This is a genomic window from Paenibacillus sp. NAIST15-1 (assembly GCF_001894745.1).
Lineage (GTDB): Bacteria > Bacillota > Bacilli > Paenibacillales > Paenibacillaceae > Paenibacillus_B > Paenibacillus_B suaedae.
Genome location: NZ_BBYF01000002.1, coordinates 261,875 through 278,706, shown reverse-complemented (window position 1 = coordinate 278,706; position 16,832 = coordinate 261,875). Strand labels below are relative to the sequence as shown.

The 16,832-nt window shown below is 48.2% G+C and carries 19 protein-coding genes and 1 riboswitch; of the genes, 2 read left to right on the top strand and 17 right to left on the bottom strand.

The genetic code is table 11. The features are described from left to right. Positions 1-93 precede the first annotated feature (93 nt). The 16 genes from PBN151_RS04930 to PBN151_RS04855 form a co-directional block, all read right to left on the bottom strand. Entirely contained in the window at positions 94-792 is a 699-nt protein-coding gene (locus tag PBN151_RS04930; protein WP_072727926.1) for a metal-dependent hydrolase, read from the bottom strand. 51 nt (positions 793-843) lie between these two features. Beyond that, positions 844-1,500 carry an SMC-Scp complex subunit ScpB gene (gene scpB / locus PBN151_RS04925; protein WP_072727925.1) on the bottom strand — a complete coding sequence of 219 codons (657 nt, stop codon included), beginning with the start codon at positions 1,498-1,500 and terminating at the stop codon, positions 844-846. Continuing rightward, positions 1,469-2,263: a segregation and condensation protein A gene (locus PBN151_RS04920; RefSeq protein WP_072727924.1), complete on the bottom strand. Its 795-nt coding sequence runs from the start codon at positions 2,261-2,263 to the stop codon at positions 1,469-1,471. The genes scpB and PBN151_RS04920 overlap by 32 nt, the downstream gene beginning before the upstream one ends. Before the next feature lie 72 nt (positions 2,264-2,335). Next, positions 2,336-2,803 (bottom strand): 6,7-dimethyl-8-ribityllumazine synthase, encoded by a 468-nt coding sequence (gene ribH, locus PBN151_RS04915; RefSeq protein WP_021252931.1) that lies wholly within the window; start codon positions 2,801-2,803, stop codon positions 2,336-2,338. Between the two features lie 84 nt (positions 2,804-2,887). Beyond that, the gene (locus PBN151_RS04910) at positions 2,888-4,129 is read right to left on the bottom strand and encodes a bifunctional 3,4-dihydroxy-2-butanone-4-phosphate synthase/GTP cyclohydrolase II (RefSeq protein ID WP_072727923.1); all 1,242 of its coding nucleotides are present in this window, start codon (positions 4,127-4,129) and stop codon (positions 2,888-2,890) included. Positions 4,130-4,150: 21 nt separating this feature from the next. Beyond that, on the bottom strand, positions 4,151-4,834 hold the full coding sequence (ribE, locus tag PBN151_RS04905; RefSeq protein WP_072727922.1) for a riboflavin synthase: 684 nt from the start codon (positions 4,832-4,834) through the stop codon (positions 4,151-4,153). Continuing rightward, positions 4,815-5,984: a bifunctional diaminohydroxyphosphoribosylaminopyrimidine deaminase/5-amino-6-(5-phosphoribosylamino)uracil reductase RibD gene (gene ribD, locus PBN151_RS04900; protein WP_072727921.1), complete on the bottom strand. Its 1,170-nt coding sequence runs from the start codon at positions 5,982-5,984 to the stop codon at positions 4,815-4,817. The genes ribE and ribD overlap by 20 nt, the downstream gene beginning before the upstream one ends. 330 nt (positions 5,985-6,314) lie before the next feature. Further along, positions 6,315-6,474, bottom strand: a riboswitch (FMN riboswitch). A gap of 169 nt (positions 6,475-6,643) precedes the next feature. Next, entirely contained in the window at positions 6,644-7,081 is a 438-nt protein-coding gene (locus tag PBN151_RS04895; protein ID WP_021252935.1) for a peptidylprolyl isomerase, read from the bottom strand. Positions 7,082-7,292: 211 nt separating this feature from the next. Then, positions 7,293-8,624: a diaminopimelate decarboxylase gene (gene lysA / locus PBN151_RS04890; protein ID WP_072728492.1), complete on the bottom strand. Its 1,332-nt coding sequence runs from the start codon at positions 8,622-8,624 to the stop codon at positions 7,293-7,295. A 184-nt stretch (positions 8,625-8,808) separates the two neighbouring features. Further along, positions 8,809-10,470, bottom strand: coding sequence for a spore germination protein (locus PBN151_RS04885; RefSeq protein ID WP_072727920.1), 1,662 nt, complete (start codon positions 10,468-10,470; stop codon positions 8,809-8,811). Positions 10,471-10,552: 82 nt separating this feature from the next. Next, positions 10,553-10,990, bottom strand: a complete 438-nt coding sequence (locus tag PBN151_RS04880) for a stage V sporulation protein AB (protein ID WP_021252938.1) — start codon at positions 10,988-10,990, stop codon at positions 10,553-10,555. Further along, positions 10,983-11,633 (bottom strand): stage V sporulation protein AA, encoded by a 651-nt coding sequence (locus PBN151_RS04875; protein ID WP_065290824.1) that lies wholly within the window; start codon positions 11,631-11,633, stop codon positions 10,983-10,985. The genes PBN151_RS04880 and PBN151_RS04875 overlap by 8 nt, the downstream gene beginning before the upstream one ends. Positions 11,634-11,735: 102 nt before the next feature. Continuing rightward, positions 11,736-12,491 carry an RNA polymerase sporulation sigma factor SigF gene (gene sigF, locus PBN151_RS04870; RefSeq protein WP_021252940.1) on the bottom strand — a complete coding sequence of 252 codons (756 nt, stop codon included), beginning with the start codon at positions 12,489-12,491 and terminating at the stop codon, positions 11,736-11,738. Between the two features lie 11 nt (positions 12,492-12,502). Continuing rightward, positions 12,503-12,958, bottom strand: coding sequence for an anti-sigma F factor (spoIIAB, locus tag PBN151_RS04865; RefSeq protein ID WP_021252941.1), 456 nt, complete (start codon positions 12,956-12,958; stop codon positions 12,503-12,505). Then, positions 12,955-13,308: an anti-sigma F factor antagonist gene (spoIIAA, locus tag PBN151_RS04860; RefSeq protein ID WP_021252942.1), complete on the bottom strand. Its 354-nt coding sequence runs from the start codon at positions 13,306-13,308 to the stop codon at positions 12,955-12,957. The genes spoIIAB and spoIIAA overlap by 4 nt, the downstream gene beginning before the upstream one ends. A gap of 91 nt (positions 13,309-13,399) precedes the next feature. Beyond that, positions 13,400-14,632, bottom strand: a complete 1,233-nt coding sequence (locus tag PBN151_RS04855) for a D-alanyl-D-alanine carboxypeptidase family protein (protein ID WP_072727919.1) — start codon at positions 14,630-14,632, stop codon at positions 13,400-13,402. A gap of 192 nt (positions 14,633-14,824) precedes the next feature. On the opposite strand from PBN151_RS04855, the gene PBN151_RS04850 reads away from it, so the two are divergent. Further along, on the top strand, positions 14,825-15,385 hold the full coding sequence (locus PBN151_RS04850) for a hypothetical protein (protein ID WP_227774398.1): 561 nt from the start codon (positions 14,825-14,827) through the stop codon (positions 15,383-15,385). Continuing rightward, on the top strand, positions 15,355-15,930 hold the full coding sequence (locus PBN151_RS04845) for a hypothetical protein (protein ID WP_072727917.1): 576 nt from the start codon (positions 15,355-15,357) through the stop codon (positions 15,928-15,930). The genes PBN151_RS04850 and PBN151_RS04845 overlap by 31 nt, the downstream gene beginning before the upstream one ends. Positions 15,931-16,001: 71 nt before the next feature. Here the strand turns inward: PBN151_RS04845 and PBN151_RS04840 are convergent, their stop codons facing one another. Beyond that, positions 16,002-16,829 carry a purine-nucleoside phosphorylase gene (locus tag PBN151_RS04840; RefSeq protein ID WP_028533120.1) on the bottom strand — a complete coding sequence of 276 codons (828 nt, stop codon included), beginning with the start codon at positions 16,827-16,829 and terminating at the stop codon, positions 16,002-16,004. Positions 16,830-16,832 lie beyond the last annotated feature (3 nt).

Sequence of the window (16,832 nt, the reverse complement as noted above, 5' to 3'; positions counted from 1 at the left end):
ATTATCGCATACGAAGCTGACGGGCAAGCATTAGAACATATTGATGCTCCTCGTTCAAGCAAGTTTCTTTGAATGTTAGGGACAAGCGCCTCTTTACAGCATCAGCTTGGAATGATCAATAGATTGACCAGGCAAAAGTTCCAGTCCTTGAATTCCAAGCTCCTGTAACTTCGTCACAAATGCTGCCCCATCCTGTTGAATAGGAGGAAATGTATTGTAGTGCACGGGGATGACAACTTTAGCCTGTACCCACTGCGCAGCTAGCAATGCATCTTCCGGGTCCATCGTGAAGAAGCTGCCAATTGGCAAGAAGGCGATATCTGGCTTGTAGCGATCGCCAATGAGCTTCATATCGCTGAACAATGCAGTGTCTCCGGCATGATAAATCGTTAGCCCTTCTGTTTGCAGGACAATCCCTGCAGGGTTGCCCATATAAATATCCTGACCATTGACTGTAACGGAGGAACTGTGCAGGGCAGGCACTAGCGCAACCGATCCAAATTCGAATGGAGCTGGTCCACCTAGGTTCATGCCTATAGCTTGCGCACCTTGCGATTCCATGTAGTTCGTAAGCTCTACCATGCCAATAATAGGCGCATTGCAGCGCTTGGAGATGGATACCGCATCACCAATATGATCGCCATGTCCATGTGTGAGCAGCACATAGTCCGCATGAATCTCTTCTGAGCGTGTGACTGCTGCAGGGTTGCCAGTCAAGAAAGGATCAATGATAATACTATGCTGTTCGGTAACAAGCTGAATGCAGGAATGACCGTGGAAATGAATGTTCAAAGCAGTTCCTCCTCATATTTGCATATTCAACAGCTTCATACGCAGAAGTTCTTATCGTATCTCTTCCTCGTGCTCATGTTGAACTCCTGCTTCCAATTGTTCTTCAACTTCCTTCACGTCTTCAATCGTCAATTGGCGTCCATCTAACTTCTCGAACAAGAGCTGCGTTTCCTCTTCTAACCCATCCATTTGTTCAAAAGCAGAGGAATCCGGCAGTTCTTTAATTGTTGCTAATCCGAAATAATCTAAGAATGATTTCGTTGTGCCATACAAAATCGGCCTTCCGATCGCTTCTGCTCGTCCAACTTCTTCGATCAAACCCTTGTTCGTTAGCGTCTGAATCGCACGATCCGATTTTACGCCGCGGATTTCTTCGATCTCAACACGGGTAATCGGCTGTCGATAGGCAACGATAGACAAGGTCTCTAGGGCTGCTTGCGACAGAGAAGAACGCGATGGCGAATATGCCATCTTCTCAAAATACGGGGCATGTTCTGGCAATGTAGCTAGCTCGTACATCCCTGCGATTGCAACAATTTGCAGACCACGTTTCGAGCGCTCGAAGTCCGCGCGCAGATCGTTCATCGCTTCCTCTATAACCTCTGGGCGCTGTTCTGTAATTTCTGAGATTTGCTTAATGTTCAAGCCTTCATCTCCAGCCATAAACAACAACCCCTCAATAATCGACTTCAGCATCTGAAAGTCCATCTTCCGTGTCCACCTCCCCACTCCATTGAATCACGATGTCCTCAAAGAGGCTATCCTGGTAGCAGCGAACTTGCTTCATCTTCATCAGCTCCAGCAGCGCGAGAAAGGAAACGACAATTTCCGAACGCGTGAGATGCTCGCTAAGCAAGTTAGAGAACATCATCTTACCTCCCTTGCCAAATGGACGCAGCGTGTCGATAATGCTCTTAATCCGATCCTTCACCGATATTTCATCCCGGTGAATTGTTGCGACCTGCATTCTGCGCGACGCTTTGCTAAGTGCCTTGCGGAATGCTGCGATCAAGTCTGTGACATGTAATCCATCCACTGGATTATCAGGAGCTGTTGGCATAAATGGCGTTAAGTCCTCTGGTTCCTTGGAAAAAATCATGCTTCGTTCTGTCTCGCGTTCCCGGAGATGCTCCGCAATTCCCTTGTACTTTCGGTATTCGATCAACTTGCGTATAAGCTCTGCCCGCGGATCAGGCTCATCATCCACATAATCTTCATAGTCGTCCCATTCCATGACCGGAGGCTTGGGAAGCAGCTGCTGTGATTTCATGGACAGCAACGTTGCCGCCATAACGAGAAACTCGCTCGTAATCTCCAGCTCCAATTCCTGCATGTTGTGCAAATATTCCATATATTGATCGGTAATCTCACTAATCGATATATCTTGAATATTAATTTCCGCTTGGTCGATTAAATGCAGGAGCAAATCGAGCGGTCCTTCAAACTGTTCCAGCTTATACGTTACGGTCACCCCGTGATAACCTCCTGAGCAATAAAAACAAATGTAGCGCCCTTGCAAAAAGGGCACTACATTAAATAAGCACTATTTTAACTGATTCGTCAAGTTCGCCATTTCAATTGCAGTAGACGCAGCTTCCCAACCCTTGTTGCCTGCCTTCGTTCCTGCACGTTCAATTGCCTGCTCGATGGAGTCTGTTGTCAGCACTCCGAATATGGTCGGAACCCCTGTCTTCATATTCACTTGCGCAACGCCTTTAGCCGCTTCACTGCACACATAATCGAAATGCGGAGTGGAGCCGCGAATAACTGCGCCAAGTGTGATCACGGCATCATATTTCCCGCTCTCCGCCATTTTCTGCGCAATAAGTGGAATTTCAAATGCACCCGGAACCCAGGCAATATCTACCTCTTCATCTTTAACCCCGTGGCGCTTCAGCGCATCAAGTGCTCCCGAAACAAGCTTGCTGACAATAAATTCATTGAATCGACCAGCAACAATTCCATATTTTAATCCTTCGGAAACTAAGTGTCCTTCAAATACATGTGGCATAAGTAAAGTCCTCCTCTGTGATAAATAACTGAATCATAACGATAAGGTTATCGCACGCTTGCGGTACTTCATTTCCTTCAGGGCTTATCTGCGTGCTTGTTCATCCTGTTCAATATCGTCGAATACGAGCATATGCCCGAGCTTCGCAGCCTTCGTATGCAAATATTTTGTGTTGTCTTCATTCTCCTGCATTTGGATCGGGACGCGCTCAACGACCTCCAGACCATAGCCTTCCAACCCTTTAATTTTGCGAGGATTATTTGTAAGAAGGCGAATTTGACATATGCCGAGATCTTTCAAGATTTGAGCTCCAATGCCGTAATCCCGCAGATCCGCTGGGAATCCAAGCTCCAAGTTGGCATCCACCGTGTCTAGCCCTTGCTCCTGAAGCTTATAAGCTTTGAGCTTATTAATAAGTCCAATCCCGCGGCCTTCCTGGCGCATATAGAGCAGGACGCCATTGCCTTCCTTGTCTATTTGTGAAAGCGCAGCGGCGAATTGAGGGCCACAGTCACAGCGATGTGAATGAAATACATCCCCGGTTAAGCATTCCGAATGAACGCGAACAAGAACTGGCTGAGTTCCATCAATGTCGCCCTTCACTAAGGCAACATGTTCCTTATTGTCTACACCATTCGTATAGGCAATAGCTCGGAATATGCCGAAGTCAGTAGGCATGTTCACCTCGACCTCACGTTGAACCAGCTTCTCCTTCTCATTACGGTAATGAATGAGATCCTTGATGCTGATGAGCTTCAAGTCCCATTGCCCCTTCAGTTCCATCAAGTCGGGCAGTCTAGCCATCGTGCCATCTTCCTTAATCACTTCGCAGATGACACTAGCAGGTGCAGATCCGCTTAACCGGGCGAGATCAACCGCTGCTTCCGTATGCCCTGCACGGCGCAACACACCACCACTCTTCGCTATTAACGGGAAGATATGACCCGGGCGGCGGAAATCTTCTGCCTTGGCGTCCGCATCCAGCATCTTCTGGATCGTTAGTGAGCGTTCGTGCGCTGAAATGCCAGTAGTCGTATCTACGTGATCAATGGATACGGTAAATGCCGTACCGTGATTGTCCGTATTGTGTGCAACCATTGGGTGAAGCTCAAGCTCCTCGGCACGCTCCTGCGTAATAGGTACGCATACCAATCCTCGGCCTTCTGTAATCATGAAGTTAATAACTTCCGGTGTTGCCTTGTCGGCTAACGCGATAAAGTCGCCTTCATTTTCCCGATCTTCGTCATCAACCACAATGATGACCTTGCCCTGCTTCAAATCTGCAATTGCGTCTTCTATCGAATCAAAGTGAAATGCTTCCTTCATGTTGTTCCTCCCCTTTCACCATTACATAAAACCATGCTCTGCCAAAAACGCTGCATTAAGACCTCCAGAACCAGAACGATCCGAATCCTTTGTCTCGTTCTCCGGCCCTGATCTACCATACCGGAGCAAATGATCCACATACTTGCCAAGCACATCACATTCAATGTTGACGGTATCACCCGGCTGCTTGCGCTGAAGAGCGGTTTGCGCCAACGTATGTGGAATAATCGATACGGCAAACTCTCCATGCTCTGCTCGTGTTAGGGTTAAGCTGATGCCGTCAATGGTGACAGAACCTTGTGGAATCATATATTTCGCCATCTCAGGCCGACTCGCCCGACATTCGATGACAACAGCATTCGCATCTCTTGTTCGTCCCACAATCGTTGCAAGACCATCTACATGTCCTTGTACAATATGACCGCCGAATCGTCCGCCTGCTGTCATTGCACGCTCTAGATTGACCGGATCGCCCGGCCTTAAATCCTTCAAATTCGTATGGCGGAACGTCTGCGGCATCACATCCGCCATGAAGGAGCTGCCATCATAGGACGTTGAGGTCAGACAAACACCATTGACGGCGATGCTATCCCCCAGCTTCATGCCTTCTAGAACCTTAGATGCTCGGATATGAAGCACCATCGCCTCGCCCCGATTCATCACAGACTGCAGTGAGCCCACTTCTTCAATGAGTCCGGTGAACATTGCTATGCTCCTCCTTTATGCTGAAATGAGTCAAATTCTCCACCTCACGCTTGCCGAACGGATATCCAGTGATGCAGATATTATCTCCGAGCTTCTCAACCTCCACATGCTGAAGCCGGTATGCATCCTGCATCCGCTCTACACCTTCAAACACAAAACTACCAGGCGCATGCTGACCGCCGACGACAATCGGAGCCATAAATATTGCAACTTTGTCGACCAGCTTCTTCTCTAGCATCGCCCCATTCAATCGACCTCCACCTTCAAGGAGTATGGATCCGATCTCATGTTGGCCGCACCATTCCATCATCTGCTGAAGGTCTACCTTCTCGCTTTCTCCGCACTCGAAGACCTCTACGCCTCGGGACACCAATTCACGCCGCTTCTCCCCGCTTGCCCGTGCAGTTGTGAAGATGCAGGTTCGTGCAGCTTGATCGGTTACGACCTTGGCGTCCATAGGGATCCGAAGCTTCGAGTCTACAATCAATCGCACTGGGTTTACCCCAGGGACTGACAGACGTGTTGTCAGCGATGGATCATCCGCAAGCACAGTGCCTATGCCTACCATAATCGCTTGATGACGGTGCCTCATCGAATGAACGAGTTCACGACTTCGCTCATTCGAGATCCACTTGCTGTCACCAGTCGAAGTGGCGATCTTGCCGTCCAGCGTACTTGCTGTCTTGAGGGTAACGAACGGAATGCCGGTCGTAATATGCTTAGCGAACATTTCAATCAGTGCGAGACCTCTCTCCCGAAGCACATCCAACGTTATCCCAATTCCATGATCCTTCAGTAGAGCAATTCCTCTCCCTGCAACCGCTGGATTCGGATCGACGCAAGCGATCACGACACGGGCGATTCCCGCTTCAATCAATCGCAGGCTGCAAGGCGGTGTTCTCCCATAGTGGCTGCATGGCTCAAGGGTCACATACGCAGTCGCTCCTCTGGCCGCTTCACCAGCCATCTGTAAAGCATGGACTTCCGCATGGCCTTCACCACGCCTCAAATGAGCTCCAAGACCGACGATTCGTCCCTCGTTCACAATGACACAGCCAACTGCAGGGTTCACATCGGTCTGTCCAAGCACCTGCTCTGCCATGTTCACAGCGAGCTGCATGTACAGTTCATCATTGATAACAGCAGACATTGGGTATCCTCCTTTCCACAAACAGATCAAGGCTAACGCAAAAAAGCCCTTCGGATCCTCCGAAGGGCATGATTGATTGAGCTTACAGGTATGTACTTAATTTCACAATAGTCGAACATAAGCATAATTTCCATTTGTATATGACAAATAAAACCGACAACAAGGATGTTCTCAGCAAACTGCATCGATTTCGCATATGTCAAATACGACGATAGATGAATAGAAAACCTCGCGCTTACGCAGGTATTCGCCGTCCATTTCGCCTGGAATGCTCATGAAATTGTGAAAATAAGAACTTGAAAGAACTAATTATCGAGTTCTTCTCTCCTGACGCCCCTTCTCCCATCCAGACTATACTGTCGGCTCTGGAGTTGCACCAGATCCACCGTGTGGACGAATCCACCCGGGTCACGGACTAAGAACACCTTGCACACGCAAGAATAGGTTCATCACCGCCGGTCGGGAATTTCACCCTGCCCTGAAGGTCTGTCATTCGTATTGCTATAAAATTAGTTTCTAAGATGTTGCACTTAGAAGTGTACCACCTGACCTGGTAAAATGCAACTTGTGTCGCTTCACCGCATGGAACCATTCAGATGCGTTCAAATAAAAAAGACGTGCAGCAGCCAAGCTGCATACACGCCTTCCCTCAATTATTTCTATTCTTCCACGATGGTAACTTGCTTCATCTTGTCGCCTTGCTTAACAGCATCTACATGCTCCATGCCCTCTACAATTTTGCCAAATACCGTATGCACGCCATCCAAGTGAGGGAATGCATCGTAAGTGATGTAGAATTGGGAACCGCCTGTATCCTTGCCGGCATGCGCCATCGCAAGTACACCACGCTCATGCTTGTGCGGGTTGCCTTTTGTCTCACATTTGATTGTGTAGCCTGGGCCGCCTGTACCTGTTCCGTGCGGGCAACCGCCTTGCGCTACAAAGCCCGGAATAACACGGTGGAATGTCAAGCCGTTATAGAAACCTTCGTTGGACAGCTTCTCAAAGTTTGCAACGGTACCTGGTGCCTCTTGCTCATGGAGCTGGATTTTCACCGTGCCGCCTTTTTCCAATTCAATCAATGCATATTTGCTCATCATGTATCGTCTCCTTCCATATGTACAATGCTCACGCTTGCTCATCCGATTATACGTTATTTCTTAACAAAAAGAAAACACCCGATTTCTGCCTCATCGTTATGCCACGACAAGACAGAAGATTGGGTGTTGTATTAATTTCCATATATGGTGTAACTTCGGATGTGAAATTCAACTGCTGCCGTGGAGCTTGCAATCGTCACATCCCGTACTATTTCAGCGCTGGCTCGTTGCGTAGACGAGCTGGAATGCAGTCATTGCGCACGATATCTTCATGCGACTCACGACGTACAACAATATCCGCTTCCCCCTTGTGCACGAACACGACAGCTGGTCTTGGAATACGGTTATAGTTGCTTGCCATCGAATAATTGTACGCACCTGTGCAGGACACAGCCAACAGATCGCCCTGCTGGACGGCAGGAAGCACAGCATCCCAAATCAGCATATCGCCGCTTTCGCAGCATTTTCCTGCTATCGACACTGTCTCCGTGGACTCATTAGTCGAACGGTTAGCAAGCAGTGCCTCATAACGAGACTCATACAGCGCTGGTCGAGGGTTGTCGGTCATCCCTCCATCAACAGCTACATATTTGCGCACTCCTGGAATATCCTTCACAGAGCCAACTGTATACAGTGTTGTTCCCGCTTCTCCAACAATACTGCGGCCTGGCTCTACCCAAATTTCAGGCAAACATTCTCCGATGTCAGCAAAATGCTGCTTTACAGCATCTGTAATGGCCTTTACATAATCGCGAACATGCAGAGGCGTATCCCCTTCTACATAGCGGATGCCGAAACCGCCGCCCAAGTTCACAACCCGGAATGCGATCCCTAGCTGTTCCTTCACCCCACGAGCAAATTGTGCAACGCGTTCAACCGCCATTTGGAATCCTTCAGTTTCGAAGATTTGAGATCCGATATGCGAGTGGATGCCCAGCAGCTCCAAATGAGTTGCATCCGCCGCATGACGCACAGCCTCAAGCGCCGTACCATTGCCGATGTCAAAGCCAAACTTCGAATCCGTCTGACCTGTCGAAATGTATTCATGCGTATGTGCCTCAACACCCGGTGTAACGCGGAGCAGCACAGGTACGGACTGATTGCGTTCTTGGCAAATCGCATTCAACAGCTTCAGCTCCGTGAAATTATCAACAACAAAGCAGCCGATGCGGGCATCAAGCGCCATTTCGATCTCCTCGGGCGTCTTATTATTCCCATGGAAGTGGATTCGCTGGGCCGGGAATCCAGCCTGCAAGGCTGTATACAATTCCCCTTCCGATACAACATCTAGCGACAGCCCCTCTTGGTCGACTAACCGGCACATTGCCGTTGTACAGAATGCTTTGCTTGCATATGCAACTTGAAAGGTTAACCCAGACTCACGAAATGCTTCCATGTATTGTCCACAGCGTTCTCTGACTAATGCTTCGTCAAAAATATAAAGCGGAGTACCAAATTGCTGCTTCAATTCGGTTACATCGCAACCGCCAATTTCTAAATGTCCATTCCCATTAATCTTGCTCGTTCCGTGTAAGTACATCGTCATTTCTCCCCACTCCCACTCGATCTTCTATGTCTATCCCCTCATGTTGTTCCAATTGTTGGTGAAAATATTACATCGAGTATATCAGCTTATTCGATCTTGAAAGAATGGATTTTTCCGTCCATCATTTGCATTATAGAGGTTGTCAAGGGACAAACACATTGCCTTCCAAACGTTGAAGCTATCGCTTCGTTCTTGGCGGCATCTTTGTATTATCTCGCGTCTGATTCAAGCTAGGGCGCGTCTTTATCAGCAAGAATGGCTGTCGCACGATGATATTGTACATCGCTTTGGCATTGAACGGAATGAACGGCCATAAGTATGATGCATTGTACGAGCGATGCAGGGTCAGCCAGAGCAGCCAAACGGTTGTACCAATGACGAGTCCGGGAACTCTGAATAGCGCAACCGAAACAAGCAGCACGAGCCTCACGATTCGATTGGCCAGCGCCAGCTCATAGCTCGGTGTCGCAAACATCCCTACGGCAGCAACAGCCATGTACAAAATAACCTCATTGACGAACACTCCTGTTTTGACCGCTATGTCACCTACGAGTATCGCAGCTAGCAAGCCCAATGCTATCGCAAGCGGCGACGGAGTATGAACAGCCGCCATTCGCATGAGATCCACGCCGAGCTCTGCGATGAGGAACTGGAAAATGAGCGGTATCTTCCCTGTCTCCTGCGGTCCAATAATTTGTAGGGCGGCAGGCTTTAATCCCGGCTCGATAACGAGCAGCAGCCACAATGGGAGAATGAAGAGCGATGCAAAAATACCGATGAAGCGCACACTCCGCAAATAGGTTCCCATAAATGCAGTTTGTCGATTCTCTTCTGCATGCTGACATAAGTCGAAAAACGTCGTCGGTAAAATGATGACAGATGGAGATGTGTCGACAAATATGACAATGCTGCCATCCATCAAATGGGAAGCGACAACATCTGGACGTTCCGAGTATCGTACTAGCGGATAAGGGTTCCACGCCTTATTGATAATCGCCTCCTCCAGTTGCTTGTCGGCCAGTGGCAGACCATCCACATTCACCGCTTTTATTTTATTACGAACCGACTCCACTTGACGCTTGTCAGCAATATCATCTATATAGGCAATACACACATCGGTACGGGTACGCCGTCCCACCTGCACCATTTCATACATAAGCCCCGGATCACGCAAGCGGCGTCGGACAAGGGTAACGTTCGTAAGCAGTGTCTCGCCGAATCCGTCACGTGCACCCCGAACCACCCGCTCGAGCGACGGTTCTTCAAGACCCCGCACAGGGAAAGTCTTGCAGTCCACAATAATCGCACTTGATTCATGATCAATAAAGAAAGCGCTGCTGCCAGCGAGCACTTTATTAATGACGCTGCTTAACTTATTCTCCCGCTCTACTTGAACATGAGGGATATAGCGTTCGAACAAGGATTTGAGTGCGTTCGGCGACATTTCTTCCTTATCCAAGTATGACATTCGGGACAAGATTAACGTCATCACTTCGTCCTTAGCAAAACCATTCACATAGAACAGACCTACCCGCCGCTCGCCGAAGACCATCTCGCGCAGCACGATATCGAACGACTCCCCAAGTCCAACTACCTGTTGCAGCGTTCGTTTCGTCTCGTCCAGCTTCTTGGAGATTTCGTCCTTGTCCTGCCAATAGATGATGGACTCTTCTATCGTATCGGACTTCTCACGCTGCTTTTTTCTGTCATGCAAGCTGCCTTGCTCAGATGCATGCTGATGATTGCCCCCATCCTCAGACTGCTCTTTCGGTGATTTCGAATGAGGAGGGGAAAGTACGTCCTTTTGCGACGATTCTTGTTCAGTTTGCTGCTCTGTCATTGGGCAATATCCTCCTTCTTATTGAATCTCCATATCTTGGCATATCCTTCATTGCGAGATTCTCATCATTCACACAGAAATTTCAATGCGGGTATTTAAAACAGTCGAACCAAGATCCAAGAACCTTGCCAATTACCATTGCGGTCAGTAGATGAGGGAGCGCATGTGTCATACCAAGCCGTTTCGCCAATATCGGAAAAACATTCAATACCTCCGTCAGCGCTGCAGCCAAGAGTCCCACGAATACCCCATCCAGCAGTCCGATGAATGGAGAGAACCATCCCGCATAGAAGAATCGGATACTCCATAAATCTGTTACGGTAAAGAACAGCGTGCCCGCAATAATGGCGTATTCAAACCAATACGAACAGTGGAAGGAGCGAGTAAGCTGTGCTAGCCGTGGAAGCATGTCAAGCACGACAAATAATGCCACCATCGCGCCCCCAACCGTAATCCCGCCAGCGATTCCCGCGAACGATGCCAGCAGCTGTGCAAGACCATACAGCCAAGTCTCAGTCACGCTTCAAATCCTCCTTGCGCAATCGCTTGTATTCCTCGGTTATCATGTACTGGTTCAAGTTTTCCTGATATAGGAACATCTCAACTTCAAGCGGTGTCGGCTCTTCATTGAACTTCTTGCGGAAAAAGTGATTAAAAAATACGACCATCCCAAGACCGATGCCAATGGAATAACAGGCTTGGAACCAAAATGGATTCGCATCCTTCCGACCCGTAAGCATTTCTACAATTCGTTTATGTACAGGGAGCATGCTTACATCGGCGTGAAAGTTCATGATCGCGAGGCCTGAACCGAAGAACAGCAGCAGCCAGACAAGAACAATTAGGGCGATATTTGGCTTCTTCACCTGCGTCACAACCTCAACTAATGTATGCGGCTGGCCGAAGCATTCTATGGTCATTCTCGGACACAGTTCCTTAATTGCCCTCGTAATGTGCATCATGTCAATCAATATCATGTTGCCGTCGCTTGTCTTTGGTTCCTTCAGCACAAGCTCTCTTAATTTCGTGTACCATGCATCGTCTGCAATGACCTCAGCTACATCCTTAAGTCGAATCGGATGATCTGGCTTGACCGAAGATTGCTTGCGCAGCCGGATATAGCAGGTACTGCCGGAATCAGGCAACTCATCCAAAGTCGCCATGTTCATCCCCCTCCTTCCTCCATAGTGTTAGTATGGTTGAATAGACAGCAAAAAAACCGCAAGGACATCTCCCTGCGGTTTGCTCCTCATACCCTCTCTGGCTCACTGAGCGATCTGGGCTTTGATGGATTGCAATATTTTCTTCTCCAGCCGTGACACTTGCACCTGCGATATTCCGAGGCGACTGGCAACCTCAGATTGCGTCTGATCCCGATAGTACCGCAAATAGACAATAAGCTGCTCCCGTTCACTCAAGCCTTCTATCGCTTCATTCAGCGCAAGCTTATCAAACCATTTGTCCTGCGTATCATCGGCAATTTGATCCATTAACGTAATTGGATCACCATCATTTTCGAATACCGTCTCATGAATGGATGTCGGTGGTTTATTCGCTTCTTGTGCGAACACAACATCCTCCGGTGATACCCCAAGCTCCGCTGCAACTTCCTTAATCGTTGGAAGCCGATTGAGCCGCTTGGACAACTCATCCTTCGTCTTGCGAACTTTGTTCGCCATCTCCTTCAGTGATCGACTCACCTTCAGCGTTCCATCATCACGCAGAAAACGCTGAATTTCACCGATGATCATCGGCACTGCGTAAGTCGAGAACTTCACGTCATATGATAAATCGAATTTATCAACAGATTTCAGCAATCCGATGCAACCAATCTGGAACAAATCATCTGGATCATATCCTCGATTCATAAAGCGCTGAACGACGGACCAGACAAGGCGTATGTTGCAATTGACAAGTGTTTCTCTCGCTAACGAGTCACCTGTCTGACTGAGTGCAATCAGACGCTTCACTTCCGCGTCATCCAAATAATTGGGCGACGACTGCTTCAAATCAGCTTCCATGGCTTCAACCCCTAATTATAGAGCGCTTTTTTCGATTCAATCCGCTTCTTCATGCGGATGCTCGTACCCACGCCCAGTTCGGTAGTTACTTCGCATTCATCCATGAAGTTCTCCATGATCGTGAAGCCCATGCCAGAGCGTTCCATGTCCGGCTTCGACGTATACAGCGGCTGTCTTGCAAGCTCAAGATCCTCAATGCCTCGTCCATTGTCTGATACGGTCAGCATAATCTCCTCACCGGAAATAACCGCTGAAATCGTAACCATCCCAGTAGGATCATTATCATATCCGTGGATGATACAATTCGTCACTGCCTCAGAGATTACGGTCTTCATATCTGTCAGCTCGTCCATTGTCGGATCCAGCTGCGATACAAAGGCTGCAACAGCCACACGGGCAAATGCTTCATTCTCGGAACGACTGGAAAATTGCAGCGTCATTACGTTCGTGTCTGATTGTACACTCATGATACGACCTCCAACCCATTAAGCGCTTTGCGCTCATTATCGTAAACATGCACAATTTTAAACAAGCCAGACAATTCGAACAGACGTCGTACCGCGGGATTCATATCGCATACCGCCATTTTTCCGCCTCGTCCCTTGATCTGCTTGTATCTTCCTAGAATGACCCCCAAACCCGAACTGTCCATAAACGTCAAATCACGAAGGCTTAGCACGACATGGTTCACTTGCTTGCGTTGAATCGCTTCGTCGAGCTGAATTCGTACGTACTCAGACGTATGATGATCCAGTTCCCCTCTCAGACGGGTAATCAATACGTTGCGCTGGTGTTCCAATTCCACCTGCAGATTCATGGCGCTTCACTCTCCTCCCCATGATGCCGATACAGTTCGTCAATGGGATAACCAATTCCTGCCTGACGACAAAACTAGAAGCTGCACGCCGTTAATTGACAAAAAACAACTTGCCGCACGTACGTTTAAAGAGTGTCCACCAGCCAGCTTTCGCAATTTCCTCGGTGGATTCGACAGGATATTCACGAACCTTCTTATCTCCCTGATAAACGACAAGTTTCCCAAGCGACTGACCCGCCGCTACTGGAGCCTTTACAGATTTCGGACCTTCCAGTTCGAAGCGAAGATTGTCAGTGCCCTCGCCTTTTTTGAGTAAAACATGATATGGACGCTGAGCCTTTAGCTCAATATTCTCGACCATCCCTTTCTCCACACGAATATCGCCAATCTTATCTCCGCTTTTCAGCAGCGGAACATTCGTATACTGAGCGAAGGCATAATCGAACATTTGCGTGACTTCTGCATTGCGTGTCTTCGTATTCGGCTCGCCAAGCACAACAGCTACCACACGCATATTATCCCGTTTCGCTGTCGCAGACAGGCAATAACGAGCTTCTGAAGTAAAGCCTGTTTTCAACCCATCTGCACCTTGGTAGAACCGTACAAGCTTATTCGTATTGACAAGCCAAAATTTCTTGCTGGTGTTCTGTCGCAAATAATCCTCATATGCACCTGTAAATTTCGTTACATACGGATATTTCAACAACGCTTGCGACATCAAGGCAATATCATGCGCTGACGTATAATGATTCTCAGCAGGGAGGCCATTGCAATTTACAAAATGTGTATCCTTCATGCCAAGCTCTGCAGCCTTATCGTTCATCATTTGTACGAACGCCTTCTCGGAGCCGCCGATCTTCTCAGCCATCGCAACCGATGCATCATTGCCTGAGGCCATTGCGATTCCCTTCATCATTTCCTCAACCGTCATCTCTTCGCCCGGTTCCAGAAAGATTTGCGATCCGCCCATAGACGCGGCATACTCGCTTGTTGCCACCTTGTCCGTCATCTTCAGCTTTCCTTTGTCAATGGCTTCCATGACAAGCAGCATCGTCATAATTTTCGTAATACTCGCTGGCGGAAGCCGATCGTGGCTATTTTTCTCGAAAATCACCGTTCCCGTGTCCGCATCCATAAGCACCGCTGAGCGCGCGTTATCCGCCAATTGGGCTTCCGGCGCAGCAGAGGATGTTGCTTGGCTTGGCGTTTCTGAATTTGTCCAAGGCGGCAAGTCTGCCCGTGCATAAGATGCGTTCGCCGAAGAAGGCAATATACAAGCGGCAGCGAATAAAAAGCTAAGGCTAGCACACAGCCATTTGTTCACAGATTGTCCCCTCCTATCTAAATAGCGTACATTCTGAGCGCATTAAATGCGCAGGATGCACTTTCTATCCAGTGTTACCTTTCAGAAGCAAAATATTCCACTCTTATCGAAAGATAGAGCAGATCTTGGAAGGTTTATCATGTCATGATGTCGAAAAAATTTGGGAAATAAATTTATGCCTATGAAAATGAAATGCAGTACACAACGAGAGAGGATGACATCATGCTTCAGTCGCAATTTGAACACAAAATGATCTCGCGGGGGTTGAATTTCCCGAATTTTGATTTTACTAAGGATAACCTTGATCGCATCTGTATCGGGCTGCATCTGGGCTATTCAGAGGAACAGCTAATGAAGGAGCTCTCTATTTCGCAAGCACAGTGGGAGAAGAGCATCGATCTGCTCTATGGTGAAGGTCTCGCCAAAAAAGTAGAGGGGCGATATGTTCCGACATTTCCGGTCATCTCACATGAGGCGGGGCAACAGTTCTACCAGCTTAGCATCGCAATCGGAAATGACATCGTATCTCTAATCAATCACAACGCGAATCGAATCCAGCAAGAGACTTTCAAGATCCCGGCATTGCACAATTTTGAATTTGCTGATCTCTCCCTATTTATAATGAGCGATGTATTATTAGATTTCGTGCAAATCGACTATGTGGAACAGTTATTCCTCAAGTCGACAGACCGTCTCGCAATGGAAAGAACTATTACTATGGTTTGTTGGAAAAACATGCTGATCAGCAGCTAGAGCCGTTCGGAATTTACGGAAACCACTGTGTTCCTATCGGTTCGGCGTACTATTGCGCGTATGGGAATAACAGATACAATCAGCCTCTTCTTCCCCTGTTCAGCAAGGAACAGGTATGTACTTTATTTGGCCCTGAATTATCAGAAAATAAGGCTGCAATTCCAACGATAATCGATCACATTATTCAAAGCTCATCTGGCAACGGTTCGATTGACAGTGAGATACGAAAGGGTTTGAAGCAGTTACATTTGTGGAAGAACGGCAAGCTGATGATCCCTGTACTGAACAACGAGGAATATCAAGCACTGCATCGCATTGCCAATCTTATTACGGCGGATTTGATCAGACTGTTCGAGGATTATCGTTCTATGCTAGTTCAAGCGTATCACGCCTCTCCTTTCGCTGAAGAAACTTCCTTCGAGGAGTATTTTATTTGGTATTATCATTTTTTATATACTTATGTGACTAACCAGCTCATCGAATTGAACGTTATACAATTGCCTTCTTCGAATGGACTCGCTCATTTTATATTGCTGGAACCATAAGATAAGGCCGCTGCTGCTGCCCGATCAACGGACAGCCATGCAGCGGCCTTTTTTCACATAATAGGTTCCCTTTACATCACAGGGATAATCCCGATAACAAGCTTAAGGAATTGGTCTCGAACGAGCTCTGCCGTCTCCATGACCTCATCGTGCGACAATGGCTGATCCAGAATGCCCGCCGCCATGTTGCTGATGCAGGAAATACCGAGCACTTCCATGCCTGCATGTTGTGCAACAATTACTTCGGATACCGTCGACATCCCTACAGCGTCGCCACCTAGCACACGAAGCATGCGGATTTCCGCAGGCGTCTCGTAGTTCGGGCCAAGAAAGCCGACATATACACCTTCCTGCAGTTCAACACCCTGCGAAGCTGCAACGTCCTTCGCCTTCTGGCGAAGCTGCGGGCTGTATGCCTGAGACATATCCGGGAAGCGTACCCCGAGACGGCTGTCGTTCGCACCAATCAGCGGATTGCGCCCAGTCATGTTCAAATGATCGGAAATGATCATCAGATCCCCAGGCTTATAGGAAGTGTTGATCCCGCCTGCCGCATTCGTTACGAGCAACTTGGATACGCCAATCGCCTTCATAACGCGAACCGGGAATGCGGTCAGCTCTGGTCCATATCCTTCGTACATATGGAAGCGGCCCTTCATCATCGCTACCGTACGACCTGCGATCTTGCCGATCAGAAGCTCGCCCGCATGGCCTTCTACAGTCGATACAGGGAAATGCGGAATGTCCCCGTATGCAATCGTTACAGGCTGTTCCACCAAATCTGCCAGCACACCTAGTCCAGATCCCAAAATCAAACCTACTTCAGGCGTATCACTGATCTTAGATTGGATATAAGTCGCTGCCTCTTGAATATGATCGTGTGTAATTGTGTTGCTCATCTT

What these genes read in the sequence shown, in the direction of transcription:
- spoIIAB (WP_021252941.1), bottom strand. Translation starts at nt 12,958, where the DNA reads ATGAGTGTACAATCAGACACGAACGTAATGACGCTGCAATTTTCCAGT.
- PBN151_RS04850 (WP_227774398.1), top strand. Translation starts at nt 14,825, where the DNA reads ATGCAGTACACAACGAGAGAGGATGACATCATGCTTCAGTCGCAATTT.
- PBN151_RS04885 (WP_072727920.1), bottom strand. Translation starts at nt 10,470, where the DNA reads ATGACAGAGCAGCAAACTGAACAAGAATCGTCGCAAAAGGACGTACTT.
- spoIIAA (WP_021252942.1), bottom strand. Translation starts at nt 13,308, where the DNA reads ATGAATCTGCAGGTGGAATTGGAACACCAGCGCAACGTATTGATTACC.
- PBN151_RS04910 (WP_072727923.1), bottom strand. Translation starts at nt 4,129, where the DNA reads ATGAAGGAAGCATTTCACTTTGATTCGATAGAAGACGCAATTGCAGAT.
- ribE (WP_072727922.1), bottom strand. Translation starts at nt 4,834, where the DNA reads ATGTTCACCGGACTCATTGAAGAAGTGGGCTCACTGCAGTCTGTGATG.
- lysA (WP_072728492.1), bottom strand. Translation starts at nt 8,624, where the DNA reads ATGTACTTACACGGAACGAGCAAGATTAATGGGAATGGACATTTAGAA.
- sigF (WP_021252940.1), bottom strand. Translation starts at nt 12,491, where the DNA reads ATGGAAGCTGATTTGAAGCAGTCGTCGCCCAATTATTTGGATGACGCG.
- PBN151_RS04840 (WP_028533120.1), bottom strand. Translation starts at nt 16,829, where the DNA reads ATGAGCAACACAATTACACACGATCATATTCAAGAGGCAGCGACTTAT.
- PBN151_RS04875 (WP_065290824.1), bottom strand. Translation starts at nt 11,633, where the DNA reads ATGGCGACTTTGGATGAGTTGCCTGATTCCGGCAGTACCTGCTATATC.
- ribD (WP_072727921.1), bottom strand. Translation starts at nt 5,984, where the DNA reads ATGTCTGCTGTTATCAATGATGAACTGTACATGCAGCTCGCTGTGAAC.
- ribH (WP_021252931.1), bottom strand. Translation starts at nt 2,803, where the DNA reads ATGCCACATGTATTTGAAGGACACTTAGTTTCCGAAGGATTAAAATAT.
- scpB (WP_072727925.1), bottom strand. Translation starts at nt 1,500, where the DNA reads ATGGACTTTCAGATGCTGAAGTCGATTATTGAGGGGTTGTTGTTTATG.
- PBN151_RS04895 (WP_021252935.1), bottom strand. Translation starts at nt 7,081, where the DNA reads ATGAGCAAATATGCATTGATTGAATTGGAAAAAGGCGGCACGGTGAAA.